The 24306-nt window shown below is 57.6% G+C and carries 24 protein-coding genes; 7 read left to right on the plus strand and 17 right to left on the minus strand.

The genetic code is table 11. The annotated features are described in order from the left end of the window. Window positions 1–186 precede the first annotated feature (186 nt). Entirely contained in the window at window positions 187–1323 is a 1137-nt protein-coding gene (locus ACVBEJ_RS07430) for a GNAT family N-acetyltransferase (RefSeq protein ID WP_447128981.1), read from the minus strand. A gap of 89 nt (window positions 1324–1412) precedes the next feature. Here ACVBEJ_RS07430 and ACVBEJ_RS07435 point away from each other — a divergent pair, with 89 nt between their 5' ends. Then, complete coding sequence (locus ACVBEJ_RS07435) at window positions 1413–2699, plus strand: Glu/Leu/Phe/Val family dehydrogenase (RefSeq protein ID WP_447128982.1); 1287 nt, start codon at window positions 1413–1415, stop codon at window positions 2697–2699. A gap of 66 nt (window positions 2700–2765) precedes the next feature. Here ACVBEJ_RS07435 and phoR read toward each other — a convergent pair whose 3' ends face one another. The 5 genes from phoR to ACVBEJ_RS07460 form a co-directional block, all read right to left on the minus strand. After that, entirely contained in the window at window positions 2766–4052 is a 1287-nt protein-coding gene (gene phoR / locus ACVBEJ_RS07440) for a phosphate regulon sensor histidine kinase PhoR (RefSeq protein ID WP_447128983.1), read from the minus strand. A gap of 43 nt (window positions 4053–4095) precedes the next feature. Next, a complete protein-coding gene (gene phoB / locus ACVBEJ_RS07445) occupies window positions 4096–4800 on the minus strand; it encodes a phosphate regulon transcriptional regulator PhoB (RefSeq protein WP_447128984.1) in 705 nt (234 codons plus the stop codon). Between the two features lie 177 nt (window positions 4801–4977). After that, window positions 4978–5460, minus strand: coding sequence for an FKBP-type peptidyl-prolyl cis-trans isomerase (locus ACVBEJ_RS07450; protein ID WP_447128985.1), 483 nt, complete (start codon window positions 5458–5460; stop codon window positions 4978–4980). A 159-nt stretch (window positions 5461–5619) separates the two neighbouring features. Further along, window positions 5620–6486, minus strand: coding sequence for a 4-hydroxybenzoate octaprenyltransferase (gene ubiA / locus ACVBEJ_RS07455; RefSeq protein WP_447128986.1), 867 nt, complete (start codon window positions 6484–6486; stop codon window positions 5620–5622). A 93-nt stretch (window positions 6487–6579) separates the two neighbouring features. Further along, entirely contained in the window at window positions 6580–7161 is a 582-nt protein-coding gene (locus ACVBEJ_RS07460; RefSeq protein ID WP_447128987.1) for a chorismate--pyruvate lyase family protein, read from the minus strand. Window positions 7162–7276: 115 nt separating this feature from the next. Between ACVBEJ_RS07460 and ACVBEJ_RS07465 the strand changes: the two genes are divergently transcribed. The 5 genes from ACVBEJ_RS07465 (at window position 7277) to ACVBEJ_RS07485 (ending at window position 11047) form a co-directional block, all read left to right on the plus strand. Further along, a complete protein-coding gene (locus tag ACVBEJ_RS07465; RefSeq protein ID WP_447128988.1) occupies window positions 7277–7597 on the plus strand; it encodes a YbjQ family protein in 321 nt (106 codons plus the stop codon). A gap of 2 nt (window positions 7598–7599) precedes the next feature. Beyond that, window positions 7600–8082: a YbjQ family protein gene (locus ACVBEJ_RS07470; protein ID WP_447128989.1), complete on the plus strand. Its 483-nt coding sequence runs from the start codon at window positions 7600–7602 to the stop codon at window positions 8080–8082. A 42-nt stretch (window positions 8083–8124) separates the two neighbouring features. Continuing rightward, window positions 8125–9012: a M48 family metallopeptidase gene (locus ACVBEJ_RS07475; RefSeq protein WP_447128990.1), complete on the plus strand. Its 888-nt coding sequence runs from the start codon at window positions 8125–8127 to the stop codon at window positions 9010–9012. Between the two features lie 134 nt (window positions 9013–9146). Continuing rightward, window positions 9147–10445 (plus strand): dicarboxylate/amino acid:cation symporter, encoded by a 1299-nt coding sequence (locus ACVBEJ_RS07480; RefSeq protein WP_447128991.1) that lies wholly within the window; start codon window positions 9147–9149, stop codon window positions 10443–10445. Further along, window positions 10442–11047 carry a peptidylprolyl isomerase gene (locus ACVBEJ_RS07485; protein ID WP_447128992.1) on the plus strand — a complete coding sequence of 202 codons (606 nt, stop codon included), beginning with the start codon at window positions 10442–10444 and terminating at the stop codon, window positions 11045–11047. Before ACVBEJ_RS07480 ends, ACVBEJ_RS07485 begins: the two co-directional genes overlap by 4 nt. A 4-nt stretch (window positions 11048–11051) precedes the next feature. Here ACVBEJ_RS07485 and ACVBEJ_RS07490 read toward each other — a convergent pair whose 3' ends face one another. The 4 genes from ACVBEJ_RS07490 to ACVBEJ_RS07505 all read right to left on the minus strand — a co-directional run bounded on the left by ACVBEJ_RS07490 (window position 11052) and on the right by ACVBEJ_RS07505 (window position 14545). Continuing rightward, window positions 11052–11300 (minus strand): Rho-binding antiterminator, encoded by a 249-nt coding sequence (locus ACVBEJ_RS07490; protein ID WP_447128993.1) that lies wholly within the window; start codon window positions 11298–11300, stop codon window positions 11052–11054. A 43-nt stretch (window positions 11301–11343) separates the two neighbouring features. Beyond that, on the minus strand, window positions 11344–12618 hold the full coding sequence (locus ACVBEJ_RS07495) for an inorganic phosphate transporter (protein WP_447128994.1): 1275 nt from the start codon (window positions 12616–12618) through the stop codon (window positions 11344–11346). A 38-nt stretch (window positions 12619–12656) separates the two neighbouring features. Continuing rightward, entirely contained in the window at window positions 12657–13331 is a 675-nt protein-coding gene (locus tag ACVBEJ_RS07500; protein WP_447128995.1) for a TIGR00153 family protein, read from the minus strand. A 200-nt stretch (window positions 13332–13531) separates the two neighbouring features. After that, a complete protein-coding gene (locus tag ACVBEJ_RS07505; RefSeq protein WP_447128996.1) occupies window positions 13532–14545 on the minus strand; it encodes a GlxA family transcriptional regulator in 1014 nt (337 codons plus the stop codon). A 204-nt stretch (window positions 14546–14749) separates the two neighbouring features. Here ACVBEJ_RS07505 and ACVBEJ_RS07510 point away from each other — a divergent pair, with 204 nt between their 5' ends. Next, window positions 14750–16648, plus strand: coding sequence for a beta-ketoacyl synthase (locus tag ACVBEJ_RS07510; protein ID WP_447128997.1), 1899 nt, complete (start codon window positions 14750–14752; stop codon window positions 16646–16648). 66 nt (window positions 16649–16714) lie between these two features. Here the strand turns inward: ACVBEJ_RS07510 and ACVBEJ_RS07515 are convergent, their stop codons facing one another. The 7 genes from ACVBEJ_RS07515 to ACVBEJ_RS07545 all read right to left on the minus strand — a co-directional run bounded on the left by ACVBEJ_RS07515 (window position 16715) and on the right by ACVBEJ_RS07545 (window position 24286). Next, window positions 16715–17860, minus strand: coding sequence for an ATP-binding protein (locus tag ACVBEJ_RS07515; RefSeq protein WP_447128998.1), 1146 nt, complete (start codon window positions 17858–17860; stop codon window positions 16715–16717). A gap of 78 nt (window positions 17861–17938) precedes the next feature. Continuing rightward, window positions 17939–21463: a DUF6701 domain-containing protein gene (locus ACVBEJ_RS07520; protein ID WP_447128999.1), complete on the minus strand. Its 3525-nt coding sequence runs from the start codon at window positions 21461–21463 to the stop codon at window positions 17939–17941. 6 nt (window positions 21464–21469) lie between these two features. Next, window positions 21470–21937, minus strand: coding sequence for a hypothetical protein (locus ACVBEJ_RS07525; RefSeq protein WP_447129000.1), 468 nt, complete (start codon window positions 21935–21937; stop codon window positions 21470–21472). Beyond that, a complete protein-coding gene (locus ACVBEJ_RS07530; RefSeq protein ID WP_447129001.1) occupies window positions 21927–22772 on the minus strand; it encodes a PulJ/GspJ family protein in 846 nt (281 codons plus the stop codon). Before ACVBEJ_RS07530 ends, ACVBEJ_RS07525 begins: the two co-directional genes overlap by 11 nt. Further along, window positions 22772–23347 carry a type IV pilus modification PilV family protein gene (locus ACVBEJ_RS07535; protein WP_447129002.1) on the minus strand — a complete coding sequence of 192 codons (576 nt, stop codon included), beginning with the start codon at window positions 23345–23347 and terminating at the stop codon, window positions 22772–22774. The genes ACVBEJ_RS07530 and ACVBEJ_RS07535 overlap by 1 nt, the downstream gene beginning before the upstream one ends. Further along, complete coding sequence (locus ACVBEJ_RS07540) at window positions 23337–23777, minus strand: prepilin-type N-terminal cleavage/methylation domain-containing protein (protein ID WP_447129003.1); 441 nt, start codon at window positions 23775–23777, stop codon at window positions 23337–23339. The genes ACVBEJ_RS07535 and ACVBEJ_RS07540 overlap by 11 nt, the downstream gene beginning before the upstream one ends. 95 nt (window positions 23778–23872) lie before the next feature. Continuing rightward, window positions 23873–24286 carry a type II secretion system protein gene (locus tag ACVBEJ_RS07545; RefSeq protein WP_447129004.1) on the minus strand — a complete coding sequence of 138 codons (414 nt, stop codon included), beginning with the start codon at window positions 24284–24286 and terminating at the stop codon, window positions 23873–23875. Window positions 24287–24306: the final 20 nt, after the last annotated feature.

Consider the following 24306-nt stretch of genomic DNA (forward strand, 5'->3'; position numbering starts at 1 on the left):
AGCAGAATGACAGTAATCCGATGGAGATTGCCGCGGTCGCTGCGCGCCCTCGCAATGACGGAGGGTGTAAACAGTTGTCATCGCGAGCGTAGCGCGGCGATCTCGACCAGACTGGCATATTGTTTCATTTGTCGCCATACGGAATGTAGAGGGACGTTCTTTATAAGGTATCTATTTGTAAGGTATCTATTTGTAAGGTAAGTACTGTTCCGCATCTGCCATATAGCGCCGGTTCATTTCTCCTTCCTGCTTTATAAACTCACCAACAGCGCCGTTAAACCGCTCATCCGCCAGCCAGTGATAGGAACAGGTTTCCACCGGCTCAAAACCTCTGCGGATTTTGTGCTCCCCTTGGGCGCCGGCATCAAAGCGTTGCAGCTTTTGTTCAATGGCGTACTCGATACCCTGGTAGTAACAGAGTTCAAAATGCAGCCCGTCTATTTCCCGGGCAGTGCCCCAATAGCGTCCGTACAGAGTTTCACTGTCGCGAAAAAACAGTGCTCCTGCGATCAGTTCGCCGCCGTCGTCGCGTGCGGTCGCCAGCATAATTTGCTCTGCCATGGCCTTGCCAATGCGCTGGAAAAACTCCCGGTTCAGGTAGCCGGTGCCGCCGCTGCGCTTCAGGTAAGTGCGGTGGTACAGGGGGTAAAATTGATCCCAGAGCTTATCGCTGATTTGCGGCCCTGCAAGCCGTTCGATATTCAGGCCGGGCTGCTGCACTTTGCGGCGTTCGCTGCGGAGGGTTTTGCGCTTGCGGGCGTTAAAGCGAGCCAGAAAATCCTCGAAGTTGTTGTAGTCGTTATTAAACCAGTGGAACTGGGTACCACTGCGGCGCTGTAAAAAATCAACGCTGCCTAACAATGCGTCCTGTTCGGCATTTGCAAACAGTAAATGAACGCCAGAGCAGCCCTGTACGCGAGTGTATTGGCGCAGGGCATCGGCGATGGCGGCAACCCGTGGAGCGGGGTCGCCGCCTGCGGCCAGCAACATTCTGGGGCCGGTGGCGGGGGTAAAGGGTACGGCGCTCAGCAGCTTGGGGTAGTACGGTAGCTCAAGGCGCTGGTAGGCATCGGCCCAGCTCCAATCGAACACATACTCCCCCCACGAATGGGATTTTTCGTACAGGGGCAGGGCGGCGACAAGCTGGCCATTTTCGTGCAGGCTCAGGTGCCGGGGTTGCCAGCCGGTGTCGGTGCACACGCTGCCACTGGCCTCCAGTGCCTGTAAAAAACCATGTTGCAAAAAGGGGTAATCGCTGCCCAGCAAGGTGTTCCAGTGGTCGGCCGGAAATTGGTCTATGCTGTTGTAAAAATTAATTCCCACAATAAATTTTTTTATCTGGCTCGGTAGATGGATCGTTGCATAAACTATACGGTCGTACCAATAACAAAAATCACTATGGAGAGATTTCAATGGATGTATTCAAAGACGCAGTATCCCGCCTCAATCGCCTGGGAATGGAAGCCGGTATTGACCTGGAAGTCTTGCAGGCCCTCAATTACCCGGAGCAAACGGTTACCGCTGCTCTGCCGGTGCGTATGGACAATGGCCGCACCGAAGTGTTTGTGGGCCACCGTTGCCGCTTTAACTCCGCATTGGGGCCCACCAAGGGGGGTATTCGCTACCACCCCGGCGTTACCCTGGAGGAAGTGCAGGCGCTGGCACTGTGGATGACCATCAAGTGCTCGCTGGCCAATATTCCCTACGGCGGCGGCAAGGGCGGGGTTACTGTGGATCCGAAATCCCTGTCGCCCATGGAGCTGGAGCGGCTGTCTCGCAGCTACATGCGCGCCATGGTGGATGTGGTGGGCCCGAGCCGGGATATTCCCGCCCCCGATGTGTACACCAACGCCCGCATTATGGGTTGGATGGCGGATGAGTACGAACGTATCCAGCGCCAGAAAGCCCCCGGTGTGATTACCGGCAAGCCCATTGAATTGGGGGGCAGCCTTGGGCGCGACGAAGCCACCGGCCGCGGTGCTTTTATTGTCACCAAACAACTGGCGGAAAAACTCAACTGGAAACCCGCAGACATCCGCGTTGCGGTGCAGGGTTTTGGCAATGCGGGTTATCACGTGGCGCGACTGTTGCACGCCGAAGGCTACCGGGTTGTCGCCATCAGCGATTCCAAAGGCGGTATTTATTCGCAGCAGGGCTTCGACATTGAAAGCCTGTACCAACACAAACAGCAACAGCGCAAGCTGGAGGCGGTGTATTGCGATGGCTCGGTCTGTACCCTGCAGGAGCATCAGCGTATCAGCAACGAAGAGCTGCTGGAGCTGGATGTGGATTTGCTGATTCCAGCGGCCCTGGAAGGGGTTATCAATGAAGGCAATGCCCAGCGAATCAAGGCTCCGGTGATTGTGGAAGTGGCCAATGGGCCCATCGAAAGCGCTGCCGACCAAGTGCTGGAACAGCAGGGAACCCGGGTCGTGCCGGATGTGTTGGCCAACGCCGGCGGTGTGATTGTCAGCTACTTTGAGTGGGTGCAAAACCGCCAGGGCTGGGCCTGGAGCCTGGAAGAAGTGCGCGAACGCCTGCTCGCAACTCTCACCGAGGCATTTGACAAGATGTGGGCGGTGCATCAGGCGGAGGGCGTAGCACTGCGCAACGCGGCCTACGCGGTGGCCTTGCGGCGCATCTCAAAAGCCATCAGCAGTCATGGTACCCAGGAGTACTTTCAGAATCGGGATAGTTAAGAAAATTCCCTGTAGCCCGGGTGGAGCGTAGCGAAACCCGGGGTATGTTAAATCGAGCGCAGTTTTTTATCCCACCACCCGGCTTTTCGGAAACCGGCAGCTGAATACCGAGCCCTTGCCCAGGGTGCTGTCGACCTCCAGCGACCCTTCGTGGCGCAGCATCACGTGTTTGACGATGGCCAGGCCCAGACCGGTGCCGCCGGAGCTGGAGGTGCGGCTGGCGTCCACGCGGTAAAAGCGCTCGGTCAGGCGCGGCAGGTGAGTCGGGTCGATGCCAATGCCGTTATCTTCGACATCAATGTGCAGTGTGGTGTCGTTGTTCTCCACACGAATAGCAATGTCACAGCCTTCCGGGTTGTGGCGCACGGCATTGAACACCAGGTTGGAAACGGCGCTGTGCAGTTGTGAGCGTTTGCCGCGCAGGGCCAGGCCTTTACCGCCGTGCAGGGTAATGCGGTGTTTGCCTTCGCTGAGCGCTTCGGCGTCGGTGACAATCTGTTCCAGCATGGGCTCCAGTGGGGCTACTTTTTTGCCCGCGTGCCGCTCCAGCGATTCCAGCTTCGACAGCATCACCAGGTCGTCAGCCAGGCTGCGCATGCGTTTGGTTTGCTGGCCCATTTGTTCCATGGCGCGGCTGACTGGCTTCGGCAGTGTGTCGTCCAGCTGGGTGAGGTTCTCCAGGTAGCCGCTGATCACCGTCAGCGGGGTGCGCAGTTCGTGGGAGATATTGCCGACAAATTCCTTGCGCATTTCTTCCAGATTGCGCAACCGGGTGATGTCGCGCACCACCAGCACCACTTCGTCGTTGCCAAAGGCTGCGGCGCTGCAAGCGAGAATGCGGGTAATACTGCCGGGGGCGCGTATTTCCACGGCCTCGCCAAATTCCTGTCGCTGGATAAACTCCACAAAATCGGGTTCGCGCACCAGATTGACAATGGGTTGATAGCGGTCGCCCGGTTGCAGTGACAGCAAGTGCTCGGCGCAGGGGTTCCACCATTCCAGGGCGCGGTTGCGGTCGAGAATCAAAATGCCGTCGCTGAGGGCGTCGGTTATTTTCTGAATGCGAATGGTGAGGGATCGAAGATTGTGCTGGCTGCGCAACACGCGTTTGTGAAGCCGGTAGAGGCTGTCGGACATATCCCCCCACACACCGGTGGCTTCTGGCGGCAGGCCGCGAGCGCCATTGTCGAGCCAGCGGTAAATCTGCTGAATCTTGATAAATCCCCAGGCGATGTATCCCAGGCAGCCCAGCAGCAGGGTAATCAGCAAGTGGCCGTTGAAATAACCGAATAGCAACAGGCCAATCAGCAATAACACAATACGCTGGATTTCGGTGTGCAGGCTTCGTTTCAAGCCGGGGACTCCCCAAGGTGCCGATAGGTAGTGGCGGTGGTTGTCAGCTCTGCTCGGCTACCTTGGTGGAAAAACGGTAGCCTGCGCCGCGCACAGTTTGAATGAAACGTTCGTGGCCATCAACACTCAGTGCTTTGCGCAGGCGGCGGATATGCACGTCGACGGTGCGCTCCTCCATATACACGTTGCCGCCCCACACGTGGTCGAGAATCTGGTCGCGGCTGTACACACGCTCCTGATGGGTGAGGAAGAACTCCAGCAGGCGGTATTCGGTGGGGCCCATGGAAATGGGCGCGTCATGGATGCTCACCCGGTGGCTGATGGGGTCGAACAACAGGCCGTCGATGGCAATGGGTTCTTCCGGCGCTTCCGGCCCACTGCGGCGCAGCAACGCCTTGATGCGGGCAATCAGCTCGCGGGGGGAGAAGGGCTTGGTGATGTAGTCGTCGGCGCCGGAGTCGAAGCCCTGGATCTTGTTGTCCTCGTCGGACTTGGCGGTGAGCATGATCACCGGCAGCCGGTTGGTCAGCTCCTGGCGCTTGAGGCGGCGTACCAGCTCAATACCACTGGTACCGGGCATCATCCAGTCCAGCAGCACCAGGTCGGGGCGCTCGTCGATAATCAGCCCGTGGGCATCCTGGGCATTGGCCGCCTGCAGGCATTTGTAACCCGCCACTTCCAGCGCCATCACAATCATGTCGCGAATGGGGGCTTCATCGTCCACCACGAGAATGGTCGCCTGTTGCATAACTCCACCTGTAAATAACAAACCAAGGCTATTAGATGACGGCAGTGTGACAGCAATATTACAGGGGTGGGGGTGTTGTGTCATGAGACCCTGTCATCCTGAGCGTAGGCCGGGTCAGCGTCGAGACCCTTCGCTGCGCTCAGGGTGACAGGTGACTGTTTGAGTCTGGGACAACGCTCAATGCCCGCAGTTGCCGCCCACATGGGGGTGGCCGTGAGCCAGCTCTTCCTCGGTGGCGTCGCGCAGTTCGGCAACGGCCACGTCAAAGTGCAGAGTTTTGCCCGCCAGCGGGTGATTGGCGTCTACGCTGACGGTGTCGTCACTGACATCGGTGATCACCACCGACATGGGGCCGTTGTCGGTCTGCGCCTGAAAGCGCATGCCCACCTGTACTTCCTGGTCTTCGCCAAACAGATTGCGCGGCACCGACTGCACCAACCCGTCCTGATATTCGCCGTAGGCTTCGGCGGGTGCCACTTCCACTTTCAGCTCATCGCCAGTGGCCTTGCCCAACAGAGCGCTTTCCAGACCGGGAATAATATTGCCGGCACCGTGCAGATACACCAGTGGCTCGCCGCCTGTGGAGGAGTCCAGCTCCACACCGTCGTCGTCGGTAAGGGTGTAGTGGATGGAAACTACGGAGTTCGTTTGAATTGACATAGGAATAGCCTTTGCTGGGGAGTCGCCGTGTGAAGTACGAATATGGGGATAAAAGCCAGATTTACAAGCCGCCTGCTCTCCTGTCACCCTGAGCGCAGCGAAGGGTCTCGGTAGTCGCAGCAGTAAAAGGTTTGTCGCGGCGCTCAGAACGACAGAGGTCTACAACTGATAGTCCAGCACCAAACCAACAAACACCGCAACACCCACCCAATTGTTGTTCAGAAATGCCTTGAAGCAGGCGTCCCGGTCACGGTTTCTGGTCAACTTCTGTTGATGCATAAACAGCAACGCGGCCACTGCCACGCCGCCGTAAAACCAGGCGCCCAGGTCGAAGTTTTTGCCAGTGAGCAACAGTGCCAACAGGCAGAGAATTTGCAGCGTTAAAATCATGGCGCGATCCTGGTCGCCGAACAGAATTGCCGTGGACTTTACTCCCAGCTTTACATCATCGTCCCGGTCCACCATGGCGTAAAAAGTATCGTAGGCCACCGTCCACAATACGACACCGGCGTACAGCGCCCACAGAGCCGGGTTCAATTCCCCGGTTTGTGCGGCAAAGCCCATGGGAATTGCCCAGGCAAAAGCCGCCCCCAGCACCACCTGGGGCAAATGGGTGTAACGCTTCATAAAGGGGTAACTGGCCGCCAGCAGAACAGCGCCCAGCGACAGCAGTACCGTCAAACCATTGGTAAACAGCACCAGTACAAATGCCACCAACAGCAACCCGGCAAACAGCAGCAGTGCTTCGCGAGGGGCGACAAGCCCGCTGGGAATGGGGCGCTGCCCGGTGCGCTGTACATGGCCGTCGATATGGCGGTCGGCGTAGTCGTTAATCACACAGCCCGCCGCCCGCATCAGCGTCACCCCCAGTACAAAAATCACCAGTACATCCCAGTCGGGAAAGCCCCCCGCCGCCAACCACAACGCCCACAACGTGGGCCACAGCAACAGCAAGGTGCCAATGGGTTTGTCAAAGCGCATCAGGCGCAGGAAGTGGGGCAGGCGGTGTTTTAGGGGTTGGTTCATGGCAGCGGGGAATGTTGAATTGGCCGCTATGATAAAAGCACGGGCATCAATTGGCCATTAACGGTGAGTTCAAGCGCGTAAAATTAGCGGGGGCTAGTCATACCCCGGCTTATATCCAGGGAAAGCCGGCAAAAATATCTCACTCACCATCAGCGGTTTGCTGTCCAGCCGAAATACCGAGCGCCGCCCCCATAGCGGATGTTGCAATTCCCCCAGTTGTGCCGGCACCACACTGTTGCCGGCGGTCAGGCAGGCAATTTCCATGGGGGTGCGTTTCATGGTTGGGTCGTTGAACAGCAGTGCCCCCAGTGGCCGGTTATCCAGTTGCCGCATGGCTCGCAAGCGGCCAGTGAGGGTGGTGATGGGCAGTACACTGCGGGCGTATACCCAGGGCTGGTCGCGGCCATACAGAATCACTTCGCGCACCAGGGCGTGGTGGCGGCCTGGCAGGTTTAACAGGCGGCACTCCGACAGCCGGGGCAGTTGCCAGCGTTGATTGAGCACTTGTACCCGAAAACAATTGTCGCTGGCGGCGATCAGGCGTTCGGTAAGCGACCCCTGGTCCAGCAACCAGGGTCGCAGGGACTGTGGAATGCTGTTGCGGGGTACGCGCCGGTAGCTGCGCCAGGCGGGTTCGCGGTGGAACAGTTTGTTGGAAAATCGGGATACAGGCACGGGGCAATCCACAGTGAAAGCGGCATTTTAACGACCTTGCCGCTGGCTGGATACAGTTGCGTGGGATTCAGTAAGGCTGCATCATCAGGGCATCGACAACACAGGAGAAGGAACCTTGATTATTACCAATATTGAAACCGTACCGGGCAAAACCATCGTCAAACATCTGGGTATGGTGCAGGGCAACACTGTGCGCGCCAAGCACGTGGGCAAGGATATTCTCGCCGGCTTCAAGAATGTGTTTGGTGGTGAGCTGAAAAGTTACACAGATTTGCTTACCGAATCCCGCGAAGAAGCCACTCAGCGCATGCAGGCCCAGGCGGAGGCCATTGGTGCCAACGCGGTGATCAATGTGCGCTACTCCACCTCGTCGGTGGCCGCCGGTGCTGCGGAGCTGTTTGTGTACGGCACGGCGGTGGTGGTTGAGGAGCAGTAGCCATGGAAAACCTTATAGGCTTTCTGGCGCTGCTGTTTTTGGGGTATTTCTTTGGCCGTATGGCCGAGCGGCGCCACTTCAAGTCCATTATCCAGCGAGAGCGCCAGTATGCAGATACCCTGACATTTAGCGCCAAGACGCCGCCAGCGGACATGGACGTTGCCAATGCTCAACTGGTGTCCGGCAATGTGGTGGTGTCGGTGGATTACTTCAAACAGGTGATGGCGGGTCTGCGGGCGTTGCTCGGGGGCCGGGTAAGTGCCTACGAAACCCTGGTGGAACGGGCCCGGCGCGAGGCGTTGCTGCGCATGAAAGAACAGGCCCGGCAGCTGGGGGCGGAGATGATTTTTAACGTCAGGCTGGAAACCGCTTCCATTTCCAAGGGCGAGCAACAGCAGGTGGGCAGTGTGGAAGTGTTTGCCTATGGCACTGCTCTGGTGGCGCCCAAACAGATCGATGCCCAACCTATGGCCGTCCGGGGTTAAGGTGCAGGGTGGGTTAGCGCAAGCGTAATCCACCAGGTACACATGCCCACAGGCAAAGCACAGGAAATTTGGCAAATATTGGAATACCAAAATCCCCAGGTGCCGGAAGGCATCAATGTGTCGAAACAGCATCCGCTGAAAGAATTTGCCTGGATGCTGGCTACGGTTGGGGCCATTACCCTGGCGGTGGTTTTGCTGTTGAGTTTGCTGGCCGGGTGGCTGGTCAAGTTTGTGCCGTTTTCGGTGGAGCGGCAATTGGCGCAGCAGGTAATCAGCCAGCTGCCTGTTTCCGAGCCGTCCCCGCGCCATCAGCAAATCCAACAATACCTGCAAGAATTGGCGGATAAACTGGTGGCTAACGCGCCTTTGCCAGAGGGCATGACGATCACTGTTCACTATGTGGACGATGATACCGTGAACGCCGCCGCTACTCTGGGTGGCCATGTGTTGATGCATCGCGGCTTGCTGGAAAAGCTCCCCAGCGAAAATGCCCTGGCCATGGTGATGGCCCACGAAATTGCCCATGTGCGCCATCGCGACCCGTTGATGTCGCTTGGCCGTGGTGTGGTGGTAACCACGGCCCTGGCCGCCATCAGTGGTTTTTCCGACAGTCAGTTGAGCAGTTGGGTAGTGGGGCTTGGCAGCAACCTGACACTGTTGAAATTCAGCCGCAACCAGGAGCACGCCGCCGATGAAAATGGCCTGTTGGCACTGAATAATACCTACGGTCACACCGGTGGCAGTACAGAGTTGTTTGAGGTATTGATACAGGCTCACGGCGACCCTGAGGCATGGGCCACCTTTCTGGCGACTCACCCTCTTGGTGACGAACGCATCGAGGCGTTGGCGCAGCAGGCTCGGCGCAATGGCTGGCAGCAGACAGGCGAACTGACGCCGCTGCCGGAGTTTGTGCCTCGGGTTGGTCTGTAGAGCACGTCATTGCGAGTCGCGTAGCGACGTGGCAATCTCCTGACTTTCGGAGTGCCAGGTTGGAGATCGCCGCAGTCGCTTCGCTCCTTCGCGATGACAGGTATGGTTTTAGCTCACTAACAGGGAACACTCCCATGACACTCACCACACGAATATTTATTGGCATGATCGCAGGCATGGCTGTTGGCGTGGCCATTAATGGTGCGGCCAGCGCCGGTTGGCTGGCCAGTGCCGGGGAATTCTGGCTGGTGGATGGAGTATTCGACCCGGCGGGCTCCATTTTTATCGCCTGCCTGAAAATGGCGGTGATTCCGGTGGTGTTTTTTTCCCTCACCTGCGGTGCGGCGGCAATGGGTGCCAGTGCCCGTATGGGGCGGTTGGCGGGGGGCACGCTGGGCCTGTATCTGATGACCACCGCCATTGCCGTCGCCATCGCTTTGCTGGTGGCCAATGTCATCAACCCCGGCGCCGGGGTTGATCGCGCTGCTTTTGAGGCCTGGGACACCAAAAACGCCCCCGGCCTGAAAGACGTCATCGTCGGCATGTTTCCCACCAATCCGGTGCAGGCCATGGCCGATGGCAAAATGCTGCAAGTGATTGTGTTCTGTATTTTGCTGGGGGTGGCACTGTCCATGGCCGGCGCTGCTGGTGGGCGGGTGCTGCGGGCATTCCAGGACATTAACGAGGTGGTATTGAAGATGATCACCCTCATTATCCACCTGGCGCCCTACGGCGTATTTGCCCTGTTAGCCAAACAGTTCAGTTTGTTTGGCTGGTCGGAGTTTGCCAAAGTGGGGCTGTATGTGGTCGCGGTGGTTGTGGCGTTGGTGCTGCATTTCTGTGTGGCCTATCCGGGCATTTTGAAACTGTTTACCGGCCTCAATGTGTTGAGGTTTGTGAAAAACGTGCGCCCGGCCATGATCACGGCGTTCAGCACCTCGTCCAGCGCCGCTACCATGCCGGTGACCATGAACGTGGTGAAGCGCCGCCTGGGGGTGGATAACCGGGTGGCATCGTTCACCATCCCCCTGGGGGCCACCATCAATATGGACGGCACCGCCATTATGCAGGGGGTGGCCACGGTATTTATCGCCCAGGTGTACGGTGTGGATTTGAGCTTCAGTGCCTACCTGACGGTGATTATTACCGCTACCCTGGCATCGGTGGGCACCGCTGCTGTGCCCTCAGCGGGGCTGATTATGCTGGCCATTGTGCTGCAACAATTGCAGCTCCCCGCCGAGGCCATCGGCATGATTCTGGGGGTAGACCGGCTGCTGGATATGCTGCGCACCAGCGTCAATATTGCCGGTGACTGTGCGGTGAGCACCATCGTTGCCAAGCGCAACGGCTTGCTGGATGAAGCGGTGTACAACGAAGTGTCGGACCAAAGCGAATTGCAAATTAACCAAACAGAACCAGAGGAAAACAGATGAAGCCATTGATGCCCGCAGCTGCGGCTCTGCTGTTGGCGGCCTGCTCCGCTGAATACAAGCCGTTAACAGAACACGGCGGCAAGAATTTTTGCCTGAATATGACCACCAGCAAGGGACCGGTGGGTTTGTTGATCAACGCCGAAAAAGCCCCCGTATCGGCGCAAAACATATTGGATTATGTGAATGCGGGGCACTATGACAACACGGTTTTTCACCGCGTGATCAAGGATTTTATGGTTCAGGGCGGCGGCCACGACCTGACCATGGCCCTGAAAGAAACCCGCCCCGAAATTACCAACGAGTCCGACAATGGCCTGGCCAACAAGCGCGGCACTCTGGCTCTGGCGCGGGGGGAGGATCCTCACTCCGCCAGCGCCCAGTTTTACATCAACCTGGTGGATAACAGCCACCTGGACCACAGGGGTGGCGAAGATGGCTGGGGCTACACGGTGTTTGGTGAAGTGGTATCCGGCATGGAGGTGATCGATGCCATTGGCATTGCCGAAACCGGTGCTCACCCCCTTGGCATGTCTGACGTGCCGGTGGAGCAAATTGCCATTGAGCGCATGGAACAAATGCCCTGCCCGCCGTTGGCTAAATAGCCCCCTAGGGGACCTCCACCCGTGCAAACAGGGCGTTCTGCACGGTGGGTTCAAAGGCTTTTAATTGGTTCAGGGGGATTTCTACCCCGCTTAGGCACAGCAACCATTCGGTTTTGTCGGGGCGGGTTTCAGTGGTGATGGGTGTGGCCACCACCGCTTCGCCGCTGCGCAGTTCCATGCGCAACTCTGCCCCGGCAATGCAGGCCAGTTCCAGGTGATCGTGGATAGCGCAGGGCAGAGGCGTGGAGGACATGTTGAAAACCCGGTTGTCATCCTGAACGCGGCGAAGGATGACGCTAGCTGAATATCCCTTTAAACAGGAAGAAGAACAGTATCGCCAGCCCTGCACCGGCGGGCAGGGTGACCACCCAGGACATAAAAATGGTGCCGATGGCGCGCAGGTTCAGTGCGCCGATGCCCCGCGCCAGGCCCACGCCCAGTACCGCCCCCACCAATACCTGAGTGGTGGATACCGGCAAGCCGGTGCCCGAGGCCACAACCACCGTGCCCGCAGCGCCCAGTTCGGCGGCGAAGCCCCGGCTGGGGGTGAGTTCGGTAATCTTTTTGCCGATGGTGGCCATTACCTTAAAGCCCAGAGTGGCCAGGCCCACCACAATGCCACTGGCACCCAGCAGCAGAATCCACGGCGGCATAACGGCTTTGGCTTCCACCACGCCGCTGTTCAATACAGACACCACCGCCGCCAGTGGCCCCACGGCGTTGGCGACATCGTTGGAACCGTGGGCGAAGGCCATGGCGCAGGCGGTAAATATCATCAGCACCGCGAATACTTTTTCCACACTGGCAAAGCGGTTTTCCTGCTCGGCGGGCTCGTCCCGGTGTACCCGGTTAAGCAGCAGCTTGCCAATAAAGGCCACAATAACTCCGATTACCACCGCCCACAGCGCCGCTTCGCCAAATGAAAAGCTGATGCCTTCACTCTTGAATACGTGTTTCAGGCCTTTGAGGATGGTCACCATGGCCATCAAAAAGCCGACGCCGAACATGTAAATGGGAATGTATTTTTTGGCGCGGGCGAAGGGGTCTTGCTGGGTAAGAATGAGTTTTTGCACACTGCGGAACAGAATAAACGAAATGGTGCCCGCCAGTACCGGGGCCACCACCCAGCTGGCCACTACGCTGCCCACCTTGCCCCATTTCACCGCATCCACCGAGATACCCACGGCGGCAAAACCGACAATGGCACCGATAATGGAGTGAGTGGTGGACACCGGCCAGCCGCGCATGGTGGCCACCAACAGCCAGGTGCCCGCCGCCAGCAACGCTGACATCATGCCGAACACCAACAGCTCCGGGCTGCCCGCCAGTACATCGGCGTCGATCAAGCCCTTGCGGATGGTTTTGGTAACTTCGCCGCCGGCCAGGTAAGCACCGGCAAACTCAAACACCATGGCGATAATAATCGCCTGCTTGATGGTCAGGGCTTTGGAACCCACCGAGGTGCCCATGGCGTTGGCCACATCGTTGGCACCTACGCCCCAGGCCATAAAGAAGCCAAAGGCACATACCAGAACCAGCAAAATAGTGTTGTATTCAGTAAGAATTTCCACAGCGAAACCCCTTGTTTATTCTGTTGATCAGGTAGGTGTTAGCGGGCAAGTAGCAACTGCAGACGGCCGCCAACGCGCTCGGCCTGGTCAGCCATGGCGCCGATACCGCCGATGGTTTGGTACAGAAACATCACCTCCACCGGGGGCAGCTCGCTCTCCAGGGCGAACAGTTTTTGGCGCAGCTCACGCTCCAGGCCGTCGGTGGTGTCTTCCAACTCATCCAGGCGTTCAATCAGCTGTTCGATCAAGTCGATCTCGCCGCCGCCAAAGCCGGTTTCCAGCAGCTCATCCAGTTCGTTAATGGCTTTCAGGGCTTGCTCGGCAACGGCGATGGCAGCGACCACAAACTCCTTCATTTTGGCTTGCAGTGGTTCGGGAATCACCATCTGACGCCCCAGCATCAGGCCGGAAATATCCTTGGCGGCATTGGCCACTCGGTCCTGTACCGACAACAACTCCAACAAGTCGGAGCGCGACATGGGCATAAACAGGCTTTTTGGCAAGTGCAGGCGCAGCTGCTTTTTCAGTTCGTCGGCGCGGTGTTCGGCATTGCCGATTTCCTCATGCAGGTTGGCCGCCGATTTCCAGTCGCTGGCAATGGTGGCGTCCAGAAAGGCACGCAAATACTGAGCGCAGTCCACCACCGCCGTCATATGTTCCTGCAAGGGCTTGATGGGTGACTTGCCGAATAAGTTGGCAAAAGGGTTGGACATGATGGCCTCCTTTGATTTGAGCGGCAGTATATGGGGGAGTTGTTGGGTTGTCACATTTTTGAAATAAAAATGTAACGGGTGACGAGCAGATCGAGCGAGTGTGTCATCCTGAGCGTAAGCGAAGGATCTCATTGCCCGCAGCACGCCAAGAGATCCTTCGCTGCGCTCAGGATGACAGGCCTGCCCGCAGCCCGCAGCTGTCAGTATTTAAGCGTTTTCTCCGGCTTGAACAGCTTCGCCCGCACCACTTCCCGATAGCGGGTGGGGGAGGTGTGGTAGTGGGCGGTGAACAGTTTGCTGAAGGCGCCGGTGTCCTGGTAGCCCACCCGGGCGGCCACTTCCGCCACCGACAGGTTGGCTTTTTGCAGCAGCTCGCGGGCGTTTTCCAGGCGGATTTCCTGCAAATAGGTGAGGGGTGTTTTGCCCAGTGCGGCTTTAAAGCGGCGATTAAAGGTGCGCACGCTCATACCCAGTTGCCCGGCCAGCTCCGCCATGCGCACACTGCGGCCAAAATTGTCCTGCAGCCAGATTTGCGCCTGCGCCACCTGCTCGTCCGGGTGGTATTGCACCTGGTCTGCCAGGTAACCCACCGGTTCGTTGAGGTTGCGAATTTCGTGAAAGAAATGGCGCGCCACATGGGTGGCCACCTGGCTGCCGTACAGACGGTGAATCATATGCACGGTCAGCTCACCCAGCGCATTGACGCTGGCGGCGCAGTACAGGTTGCCCGCCTGGGTAATAAAGTATTGGCGCTTTAGCTGTACCGCCGGGTAGTCCCGCTGAAAACGGTCAAAATAGTGCCAGTGGGTAGTGGCGGGCTTGTCGTCCAGCAGGCCCGCCTCTGCCAGAAAGCACACCCCGGTACCCACGGCAGAAATCAGCGCTCCCCGCTCTGCCTGTTTGCGCAGCCAGGGCAAGGCGGCGGCGTGCTTGCGCAACGCCGGACGCGGGTTGCGCCACAAACCGGGGATGTGCACCAGATTGTAGGGCTGTTCGTCCAGCGGGCCATCCGCCTGCAGGCTGAGCCCGGCGGCAGATCGCGTTGCCCGACCTTCCACACTGAGGCAGCGCAGTTCGATGGGGCGGGCGTTGCGGGCAGTCTGCCGGGCCGCTGCCTGGGCGGTGCGCAGCATCTCCATGGGCATGGTGGCGCTGGTGGCCAGGGAATTGTCGAACAGCAAAATAGCGACTTTAAATGGCTCTTTGATGGGCATGGTGATCCAGTGTGTCCAGATTCTCCCAATATATGTCCAGTTCGCCCTTTTATTCAAGGGTGTCTGGGGGCAAAATGACGCAATAGTTGAACGGCCTTTGCTGTCATTGGCAAAGAGATTCTTCGCTGCCCTCAGCATGACGAATGTCATGGACTGATTGTGGAGAAAGACCATTCGTGTAAACAGTATTTTTCGGGGTTTGTTATGACAGCACTACCGGTAATCGTGGCGTTTGGCGGCATCAATGCTGCGGGCCGCAGTTCATTTCACCAGGGCTATCGCCGCACGGTGCTGGACTCCTTGCCCGAGGCGGAACAGCAAAAAACCATCGCTGGCCTCGCCTGCCTGATGAATCTGGTGAGCTGGGAAAACGATCACTACGTGGACGCCGAGGGCGGCACCATGAGTGAGGCGGAAGTGGCCTGTGAATACCGTCAGGCGGTATTGGATGGCACTCTGATTCGCCGTATCGAAGACAATCACTTCGACCCGGACAACGTACCCTGCAACAACCTGTTGCGCCTGGAGGCCACTGGCGAAGCGCTCAAATTCATCACCAAACGTCGCAGCTTGCCACCGGTATTGCCCGCAGACTGGGCGGTTACCGACATTGACGATGGCAAAGTGCAGGTGGAAATTAACGGCACCGCCGAGGGCCTGGTACCCAACACCCGCAGCATTCCGGTGAAATCCGCCGGTATTTTGCCCACCGGCTTCGAGCCCGCCAAGCTGTACAACTCCCGCTACCAGCCTCGCGGTTTGCAACTGGCCATCTACGGTGCATCTGACACTGTGCGCTCCATGGGTATCGGCTGGGATACGGTATGCAACGCGGTACACCCGGACGAAATTGGCGTATACGCCAGCAGCGCCCTGGGGCAGTTGCAAGACGAAGGTTGGGGTGGGGTGATTTCCAACCGCTTTAAAGGCGGCCGCCCCAGCTCCAAGCAAATTCCCATGGCGCTGAACAGCATGCCGGCGGATTTCCTCAATGCTTATGTGTTGGGCAGTGTTGGCCACACCGAATCCGTGGCCGGAGCCTGTGCCAGCTTCCTCTATAACCTGCGCGCGGCGGTGGACGACATTCGCGCTGGCCGCCGCCGGGTGGCGGTGGTGGGTAACTCCGAATCCCCCATGAACCCGGAAGTGCTGGAAGGCTTTACCATGATGGGCGCCGTGGCCACTGAGGAAGGGCTGGCCAGAATCGACGGCGTAGACAAGCCCGACCCGCGCAAAACCAGCCGCCCGTTCGGAGAAAACTGCGGCTTTACCGCCGGTGAATCTGCTCAATACATTATTCTGATGGACGATGCCCTGGCGGTGGAATTGGGAGCTGATATTCACGGTGCGGTGCCGGATGTGTTCGTCAACGCCGACGGTGTCAAGAAATCCATTTCCAGCCCCGGTGCCGGTAACTACGTATCCGTAGCCAAGGCCGTGGCCGCCGCTAATGCCATTTTTGGTGAAGACGCCATTCGCGAGCGCAGCTTTATTCAGGCCCACGGCTCCAGCACTCCGCAAAACAGGGTGACCGAATCCCACATATTCCATGAAGTTGCAGAAGCCTTTGGCATCGAAAACTGGCCAGTGGCGGCAGTGAAATCCTACGTGGGGCACTCCATGGCCCCCGCCAGTGGCGACCAGATGATGAGCACCCTGGGGGTGTTTCGCTACGGTTTGATCCCCGGCGTAAAAACCACCGACAAAGTGGCGGACGATGTGTACGACGACCACCTCAATATCCCCCTGCAGGATCTGAACGTGGGCGTGGGCAATCTGGACGTAGCCTTTATCAACGCCAAGGGTTTTGGTGGCAACAACGCAACTGGAATCGTGATGTCACCGCAAGTGGCTGAACAAATGCTGCAAAAGCGCCACGCCGAACAGTGGGCAGAGTACGAAGCCCGCCGCCAGCAAACCCGCGCCGCCGCCGCCGAGTACGAACAGCAGGCGGACCGCTGTGAACTGGAGCCCATCTACCGCTTTGGCGAAGGCATTATCGACGAGCAGGCCATTGAGATCAGCGCAGAAAAAATACAAGTGCCGGGCTTTGCCCAGCCGGTGGTGTTTGATCGGGAAAATCCGTTTGGGGATATGGTGTAGTAGAGGCCAGAAGTTGGCAGTACTGTTTTTGAATACGTTATTGCAAGGTCGCGAAGCGGCTGTGGATTAAAATTCCGCCATCAAATAACTCCTGAGATTGTAATTGTCGGTGGTTCGCTTCTGTTCGCCGCCGTAAATTACGGAGCCTTTTTTGGCTCTTTCTCCAAACACTTTGTGAAAATTTTGAATACCTTTTAAAAATGAATTCTGCCAGGTTTGTGAAGACTTGATTTCTATGGGCTTTAGCCGGTTGCCATTGGGGATAACCAGGTCTACTTCGTTGCCGTGGCTGTCGCGATAGAAGAATAAACGGGGCTCCCGGCCTGCATTCAGCTGTGATTTGAGCGCCTCAATCACCACCAGGTTTTCAAACAGATTGCCTTTCAGCGGGTCTCGCTGCATCTGTGTTTCTGTTTCTATTCCCAACAGCCATGCAGCGAGCCCGGTGTCGATAAAATACAGTTTGGGTGATTTCACCAAGCGCTTGCCGATGTTCTCATAATAGGGGGGTAAGCGATAAACAATAAAAGAGGCTTCCAGCACCGAAATCCAATCGTTAATCGTATTGGCGGATACTCCCACTTCATTGGCCAGCGAAGCCTGGTTGAATAATTGTCCCACCCTGCCAGCACACAGGCGCACAAATTGCTCAAACTTGCTGGCGCTTTTCAGGTTTATCAACAAGCGCACATCGCGCTCAATATAAGTTTGGAAATAAGCACGGTAAAAGCGTGTGGTATTGATAGCGTCAGCATGTTTTCCCGGCATAAACCCATTGAGTAATACGGAGTTCAGCTTTCCAGGGGTTACTGCCATTTCCTGTAAAGACAAGGGCAGCAGGGTTAGATTTGCGGCTCTGCCCGCCAAAGACTGTGAGATGGCGGTTGTCAATTCCAGCTGGTGGCTGCCTGTGAGAATAAATTGCGCTTTTATGGCGTCTTCGTCGACGATGGTTTGGATATAGGACAGTAGGGTGGGTACGCGCTGCACTTCATCCAGGATGACCTTTTTGCGATATTCGCTTAAAAAGCCCCTTGGGTCTTCTGTGGCGTATTGGCGTGTATCCGGATCTTCGAGAGAGACATAGTGGTAATCTGGGAAGGCTGTTTGGCATAGGGTGGTTTTCCCCGCCTGCCTTGGCCCCAGCACGGTAATGATGCGGAACTCTTTGGCCAGGGCTTTGAGTTCATTAAGGATGTATCTTCGGTACATGGCGTCATTTTTGTGTAAATATTCAGTTCAACTTAATTATTGCACAAAAAGTAAGGTCTTGTCTTGCTGCCATCTGTGTTAATCAAACCGTTCCCGCCAATAAATCACTCGATCATGGCCCCGGTAAGAACCAAAGCTGACAGTGGCTTCCGGCAGGGTTGGGTCGTTGTGGTTGCCATCCTGATTCCAGTCGCTGCGCAGCCAGGGGTAATTGGTCAGGTTGATGTTTATGGGGAAGCTGCCGGTATTGCCCGCCCCTGGCGGTGAGAATACCAGGCCAAAGGTGCCACCGGTTGCCTGGGCATTGGGGGTGGTGAAAAAGAAGGTGCCGGTGCTGTCGGCTCCCGCGCCGCCGATAAAGTCCACCCCCTGGGGGCTGGCGCTAACGGTGGTGTTGTCAAACTGAATCTGGTCGGTGGCGATGACGCTGCAACTGTCGGTCAGGCTGGGGGCAAAGAGGCTGCCATCCCAGTATTCGGTGCCAAAGGGCACGTTTAATAATGTGCTTTCCGGGCCGTGGGCATCGCTGATAACGGCGCGGCCAAAGCGCAGGTTAAGCGGTGTGCCAATATCGCGGCTACCGGTGATATCTGTATCGACATCGTCTTCCGTCAGGCTGAGTTGCACACTGGCAAAGGGCCCATCGGGAATGGTGGAGGCCTGCCGGTTAACGGTGGCACTGGGGGTGTTCAAGGCGTACACACCGTTAACCCATTCGGCGTTATCAATCACTAGTCGAGCACTTAAATCGTTGGCCCCCTGTTGCGCATTGTGACTGATGGTGGCTACCGGGTAATTCAAGGTACCTGCAATGCCATCGCTGTCTGCTGCGTAATTGTTGGTGGTGGCACCGGCGCTGTTGCGGGCCGTCAGATTGTAGCTGACAGAGATATTGGGCTGGCCCAGATAGGTAAAATCGCCGCAGCCATTGCTGGTACTGGCGGAGGTAAGGGCAAAGTCTGCCGGGTAAAAGCGCCCCACGTTGCCAGAGGGTTGCGGATTGCTGGCCGGGCCCGCGCCCAAATAGTCGCCATCGGCCACATCAGCCACAAGGGTCACGGTACCCACTTCGCTCCAGCTCAGCCCGGATACGGTAAAGCTGCCACTGCCGCCGCTGGCGGTGCCGCCAGACAAGTTGCCGCTGTTGCCACCCACCGGCATGACCAGTGAATCAACGGCAAGGCTGACGGATTCCGGGCTGGTTTCGTTGCCGTAGTTGGGGGTGATGGCTCCGCCATTGGCGCGGGCGCTAACTGTGGCGCTAAAGGCCGCTCCTGCCGCTACAAATCCGCTGCCCGTTGTGGTGGTGCCGGGGTTGCCGGTAACGGTGGTATCAAAGTGGTGGGGCCGTATCACAAAGTCGTTGCTGGTTCCCTGGGCGGTGGTCAGACCGCCACTGCCATCCCGGGCGTGCAGCTGTAACTGGCCCACATCATTGTAAATAAAGTTCAGAACCGCAATGGAGTCGGCGTCAAAGGCCAGGTTTTGATTGCTGTAGCTGGTGATGGCAGCGCCACTGGCAAAGCTGTCGATGGTCTGGCCGTTAATGCTCGGTGAGATTCCCGCCCCGGCGGTGGGGTTGCGGTAGCTGGCGGCGAAGCCGATAGCCCGGGTTTGGTTGGGGTAAAGTGCGGTGCAGGCACCGCTGGCCAGGTCGGTTTGCACCGCCCGCAGGCGCAGGCTGTTGTCGCTGACGCCCGCTGCCTGGTTGGGGATGCCGGTGGTGAAGTTGCCGGTGCCAAACACAAATCCGGACAGGTTGACGGTGCTGGTGGGGCGGTCCGGTGCGTTGTCTATGGCGCCATCCGTTACGGTGACGGTAAAGGTGTCACTGGTGGGGGTGCCATCACCGGTGTCGATGTCGGTGTAGCTGAGGGTAATATCCGCAGAGCTGGCCGCCAGGGGAAAGCTGAGGCTGGCGATGCCATCGCCGGGTGTCGTATCCACAACGCCGCTGCCCGACCAGGTGCCGCGCCCGGTGCTGGTAGTCAGGGTGACGGTGGCTCCCTGGGCGTCTACCGGATTGTGGTTGTTGTCGTGGGCGGCAACGGTGACCGGTATGGGGTCGCAGGCCACGCCGTTGGCGGCGGTGATGCTGTAGTGGTCGGGGCCGTTCGCCGCGCAGGTGCGGGTTTCGTTCATCAGGGTTTGAATTTGATTGCTGGTGAGCACGCTGTCGTAAATGCGTACCTCATCAATTGCGCCATTGAAAAAAAAGTTATTGCCGTTCTGTCCGCCAGCGCCAATAGTCAGCAATGCTTGTAGCGCAAACCGCATGGGCCGGTAGATGCTGTTTGTTGCGCTGTTGACTTCAGCGCCGTTGATATAAAGCCTTTTTATGCCGGTCAGCGTTTGGCTGCCACTGGTTCCGGTGCGTTCGAACGAGGCGGCGATGTGTGTCCATACGCCGTTGTTGACGGTTGGCCCACCCAGCACGTCCCAGCCAAAGCCGGTTTGCCCCAGAGCTGTCCAGAATTGCCATGTGTTGTCACTGGCAGCGTACAGGTTAAAACCGAACGTATTAAAGCCGTTGGTCTCGCCTCGCGAAGTGAGTGGCGAGCGAAACGTACCATTGCCGCCGTCCACCCTGGCCCAGAGAGAAACCGTAAAATTGTCCGGGTTTAAATCAGCGTTGTAGGGAACCGACACAAAGCCGGTGGGTGTAAAGTCTCCATAGCGACAGGTGCCGGGGTCACCGGCAATGGCAGGGTCTGTGTCATTGCTGTCAGCAGTGCGAACGGCGGTGCCATTGTGACTGTTAACGCTGTCCAGTACCTCGCCGCTAGTGCCATTCCAGCTGAGTTCGTCCAGCCGCCATTCGGCAACGGGTGCCGGTGGTGGTGTGACTACACTGGCGGTACAAAAATCGCCAAAGTCTGTACCGCTGATGGCGTCGCTGTTGTAGGTAATGGTTGAGGCGCTGTTCAGGCGCACGTCCCGCTCGGAGGTAATTGCCCCGGTGACGGACGCGCCGCTGTTCAGGGTGACGTTGTCATCACCGTAAATAACGCCGTTAACACTGCTGCTGGAACCGATAACAATGTCGTCTCTGGCGTACAGGAACAAGCGCCGGTCGCCCCCGGCGGCGTTAATGGTTACCGATGAGCCGATATTGACTCTGTCCCGTACCAAAATGCGCACCGTTCCAGGCCCGGTAATATTAATGGTGGCGCCGAAGTCTATGTTTACGTCATCCCGAAACAGGTAGGTGCCCGGTTGCAGATTGAGTGTGGCCGATGAACTGACATTCATGTCGTCGTAATTGCCGGGGGATGCGGTAGCGGTAGCGCCAAAACCTACGTTTATGTCGTTGCTGACATTGGCAAAGCTGTTAAAACTGCCGGTAGCGGCATTGCTGCCAGAGGCGGTGCAGTTGGCGGTGCCACAGGTCAGGTTGCCACCGGTGACGTTGAGGTCGGTGGTGTCGAGAATATTGTCCGGGCTGCCGAGAATCTGTGAATTAAAGAAAATATCAATATCGCCAGAGCCGTTACTGTTGGATGCACCGTCTGGAAATACATCAATGCAATCCGCCGCCTGCACAGCGCCGCTTAATGCCAAGGCGGGTAATAAGACGAATGTTTTGCTCAATGCCTTTGTCATGGCGCGTCACTCAAAAAACGCCGAGACTTCCACCGTACGGGTAGAAGTCACCTCGCCACTGCCGCAATTGCCCACACTGGTGATGGTGTAAAAACTGGCATTGTCGCTCAGACTGCGAGCACAGCTAACGGTGGCGTTGCAGTTGGATAGCCCGGCGGTGTTGTATGCCGGGTTCAGGTTCATGCCATCGCAGCGGCCATCGATAGCAGCGCGGGTCAGTGCATTGGTGCTGTCGAAATACAGCGTACTCATCCCCAACTGAGCACCACTTTCCGCCGCATAAAATGCCTGCAAGGTAATCGCTTCCTGAGCCACGGAAATTCCCGTCTGCCCACTGGTGCGCATCAGCGCCGCCGCCATCACCGCCATGGCCACCAAAATAAACGCCGCTAACGGCATCAGATAGCCGGATTGGTTGTTGGCTTTTAGCGTCCGACGTCCGACGTCCGACGTCCGACGGTTTTTAAGGTACATTGCGAATGGTTACCTGTTGTTGAAGGTTGACGGTTTCGCCCCCCTCGGTGAAATTCAGGTCAATGTCCACAATGGTGCCCCGGGACTCGGTACCCGCCTGCAGGGTAAAGCTGCCCGCTACCTGTTGCGCCATCAAATCGCCGGTACCGGAGGGCACCCACCCCAATGTATTGCCCTGCAAAAAATGCAGCTCGTTGCCTACTACGCAAAACGCCTGGGGGTTGTCCGCCAGAAAAAAACGGCGGTTGATGGAATTGCGGGTCCAGCTTTGTGCCGAGGCCAAATTCAAACCGTTTTGACTGCCGCCCTGGGCAATGGGGCTGGCCAGGGTAGCGCTGGCCCCGCCGCTGTAGATGTCGTTGCTGTTCAGGGCGCCAATTATGGCAAAGCGGGCGCTGCCAAAATCCACCCGGTAGTCGGCGCTGGCAATGCTGGTACTGGCGGCGGCACTGTTGGCGCTGTCCGGCACCGGGTTGATGTAAAAACCGCCACTGGCCATGGGCAAAAACTTGATGCAGGTGTTGGCGGCAAACAGCTGAATGCTGTTGGGTACCGCGCCGCGCAGCTGGCGGGTCATGCGCTCCATGGCCTGACGGCTTTTGTTCACCAGTTTGGCGCGGCTTTGTACCTGTTGGTAGCTTTCGGTGCTGGATACCACAAAGCTGCTGCCAATGGTGGCGATAATGGCCAGCAGTACGATCACGGTGATCAGTTCGATGAGGGTGAAGCCGCTTTGCCGGTTGGAGGTCGGACGTTTGACGTTGGACGAAGCGCACTGCCCAACTATGGAGCCGCTCGTCCAACGTCGAACATCAAACGTCAAACTCCCCCGCATCAGAAATTCACCCGATAGCTGGACAGGGTAAGGGCATCGCCGGTGGGGGCGGTGACGGTAACGGTAATGCGTTTGGCGTTGCCGTTGGCAATGCCCAATTCGGAGCCCGCCAGCGCCACGGTGACGGCGCTGTTGTAGCCGGAGATGGTGGCGTTGTAGTTGTGGAAGTCGTCCACATCGTCCAGGCTGGCAGGGTTGCTGAGATTTTCTCCGCTGTCCAGGCCAAAGCTGCAAGTCTGAGCGCCAGTTTCCGCACTGCCACAGGCGGGCACGCCGCCGGTGGGGGTGTTTTCGTCGTATTTGCGCGCCGCCACCTCGTCCAGTTGCGATTGGGCGATTTCCAGCATTTTTACCCGCACGATGGGGTCAACACTGTTCACCAGGGATTGGTTGTACACGGCAATCAACGCGCCCAGGGCGATGGAAATGACCACCAGGAAGACCACCATTTCGATCAGGGTAAAGCCGGTTTGTCGGTTTGACGTTTGATGTTTGACGTTGGACGAGCGGCTCCGTAGTTGGGCAGTGCGCTTCGTCCAACGTCCAACGTCCAACGTCAAACTCTCAATACGCATAACCCGTTGCCTCCACGGTAATGGTGGCACCGCTGCCGGAACCATCGCTGAGGGTAAAAATGGTAGCGGTGGTGCGCCCCAGTTTGTCGAACACCAGGGTAGCGTTGGGAGCGAGGGTGATGCCGCTGGGCAGGGTGAGCGGGTAGTTGGCGGCGTCCAGAGTGGTGCCGTTTTCCTGCACGGTAACGTTGTTGCCAGTGGCGACAAAAGCAATGGTGGAGCTGTTGCCACGGGCAATGGCGACCTGTTGGGCATAAAACAAACCCGCGACGATATTGTCGCGGGTTGTGAGAACTTGCTGAGCGCCTACATTGCTGAATCGGCTGGAAGCAACCACTGCAACAATGCCGAGGATAATGATAATGACCACCAGTTCAGTCAGGGTAAATCCCTGGCTCTTTAAACAAATCGTGCGCTCGTGCTCAATCATTACTACTGGTGTTCCAGTAGGGTGGATTAGCGCAGCGTAATCCACCAAAGGCTGGCTTGGTGGTGGGTTACGCTGCGCTAACCCACCCTACAAACTTAAGGTACGTTGGCTGACAGTACGGTGTAGTCAACGCTGGAGCCGTTGGCAGACAGGGTGCAGTTTAACTGAACACCGTCGGCGGTTGCGGTAGTGGTACCGCTGCTCGCTGCCGCCGATGCATAGCCATCAGGAAGGCCACCTTGCAGCAGGGCTTCAACAGTAGCATCCAGGCAATTCAGCACATCTATGGGGGGCGTAGCCGTGGTGCTGAGCCCAGCTTCGCGGGCAATTTCGGCGGCGTAGTTGAGAGAAGCAGCAGAGCTGATAGAACCTGCCACATTCTCCAGGGCTGCTTGTTCAGCAGCAGCGGAGAGGTCGATAAACCTCGGCACCGCAACCGCTGCCAAAATCCCCAAAATAACAATTACTGCGATCAGTTCGATCAGTGTAAAACCCGCTTGACGGTTCATAGTGTTTCTCCGATTAGGAC

Source organism: Porticoccus sp. GXU_MW_L64, from assembly GCF_052983295.1.

Bases quoted from the DNA above. Each gene is read 5' to 3' on its own strand.
- ACVBEJ_RS07435 (WP_447128982.1), top strand. From the start codon at position 1,413: ATGGATGTATTCAAAGACGCAGTATCCCGCCTCAATCGCCTGGGAATG.
- phoB (WP_447128984.1), bottom strand. From the start codon at position 4,800: ATGCAACAGGCGACCATTCTCGTGGTGGACGATGAAGCCCCCATTCGC.
- ACVBEJ_RS07450 (WP_447128985.1), bottom strand. From the start codon at position 5,460: ATGTCAATTCAAACGAACTCCGTAGTTTCCATCCACTACACCCTTACC.
- ubiA (WP_447128986.1), bottom strand. From the start codon at position 6,486: ATGAACCAACCCCTAAAACACCGCCTGCCCCACTTCCTGCGCCTGATG.
- ACVBEJ_RS07470 (WP_447128989.1), top strand. From the start codon at position 7,600: ATGGAAAACCTTATAGGCTTTCTGGCGCTGCTGTTTTTGGGGTATTTC.
- ACVBEJ_RS07475 (WP_447128990.1), top strand. From the start codon at position 8,125: ATGCCCACAGGCAAAGCACAGGAAATTTGGCAAATATTGGAATACCAA.
- ACVBEJ_RS07480 (WP_447128991.1), top strand. From the start codon at position 9,147: ATGACACTCACCACACGAATATTTATTGGCATGATCGCAGGCATGGCT.
- ACVBEJ_RS07485 (WP_447128992.1), top strand. From the start codon at position 10,442: ATGAAGCCATTGATGCCCGCAGCTGCGGCTCTGCTGTTGGCGGCCTGC.
- ACVBEJ_RS07490 (WP_447128993.1), bottom strand. From the start codon at position 11,300: ATGTCCTCCACGCCTCTGCCCTGCGCTATCCACGATCACCTGGAACTG.
- ACVBEJ_RS07500 (WP_447128995.1), bottom strand. From the start codon at position 13,331: ATGTCCAACCCTTTTGCCAACTTATTCGGCAAGTCACCCATCAAGCCC.
- ACVBEJ_RS07505 (WP_447128996.1), bottom strand. From the start codon at position 14,545: ATGCCCATCAAAGAGCCATTTAAAGTCGCTATTTTGCTGTTCGACAAT.
- ACVBEJ_RS07510 (WP_447128997.1), top strand. From the start codon at position 14,750: ATGACAGCACTACCGGTAATCGTGGCGTTTGGCGGCATCAATGCTGCG.
- ACVBEJ_RS07515 (WP_447128998.1), bottom strand. From the start codon at position 17,860: ATGTACCGAAGATACATCCTTAATGAACTCAAAGCCCTGGCCAAAGAG.
- ACVBEJ_RS07520 (WP_447128999.1), bottom strand. From the start codon at position 21,463: ATGACAAAGGCATTGAGCAAAACATTCGTCTTATTACCCGCCTTGGCA.
- ACVBEJ_RS07525 (WP_447129000.1), bottom strand. From the start codon at position 21,937: ATGTACCTTAAAAACCGTCGGACGTCGGACGTCGGACGTCGGACGCTA.
- ACVBEJ_RS07530 (WP_447129001.1), bottom strand. From the start codon at position 22,772: ATGCGGGGGAGTTTGACGTTTGATGTTCGACGTTGGACGAGCGGCTCC.
- ACVBEJ_RS07535 (WP_447129002.1), bottom strand. From the start codon at position 23,347: ATGCGTATTGAGAGTTTGACGTTGGACGTTGGACGTTGGACGAAGCGC.
- ACVBEJ_RS07540 (WP_447129003.1), bottom strand. From the start codon at position 23,777: ATGATTGAGCACGAGCGCACGATTTGTTTAAAGAGCCAGGGATTTACC.
- ACVBEJ_RS07545 (WP_447129004.1), bottom strand. From the start codon at position 24,286: ATGAACCGTCAAGCGGGTTTTACACTGATCGAACTGATCGCAGTAATT.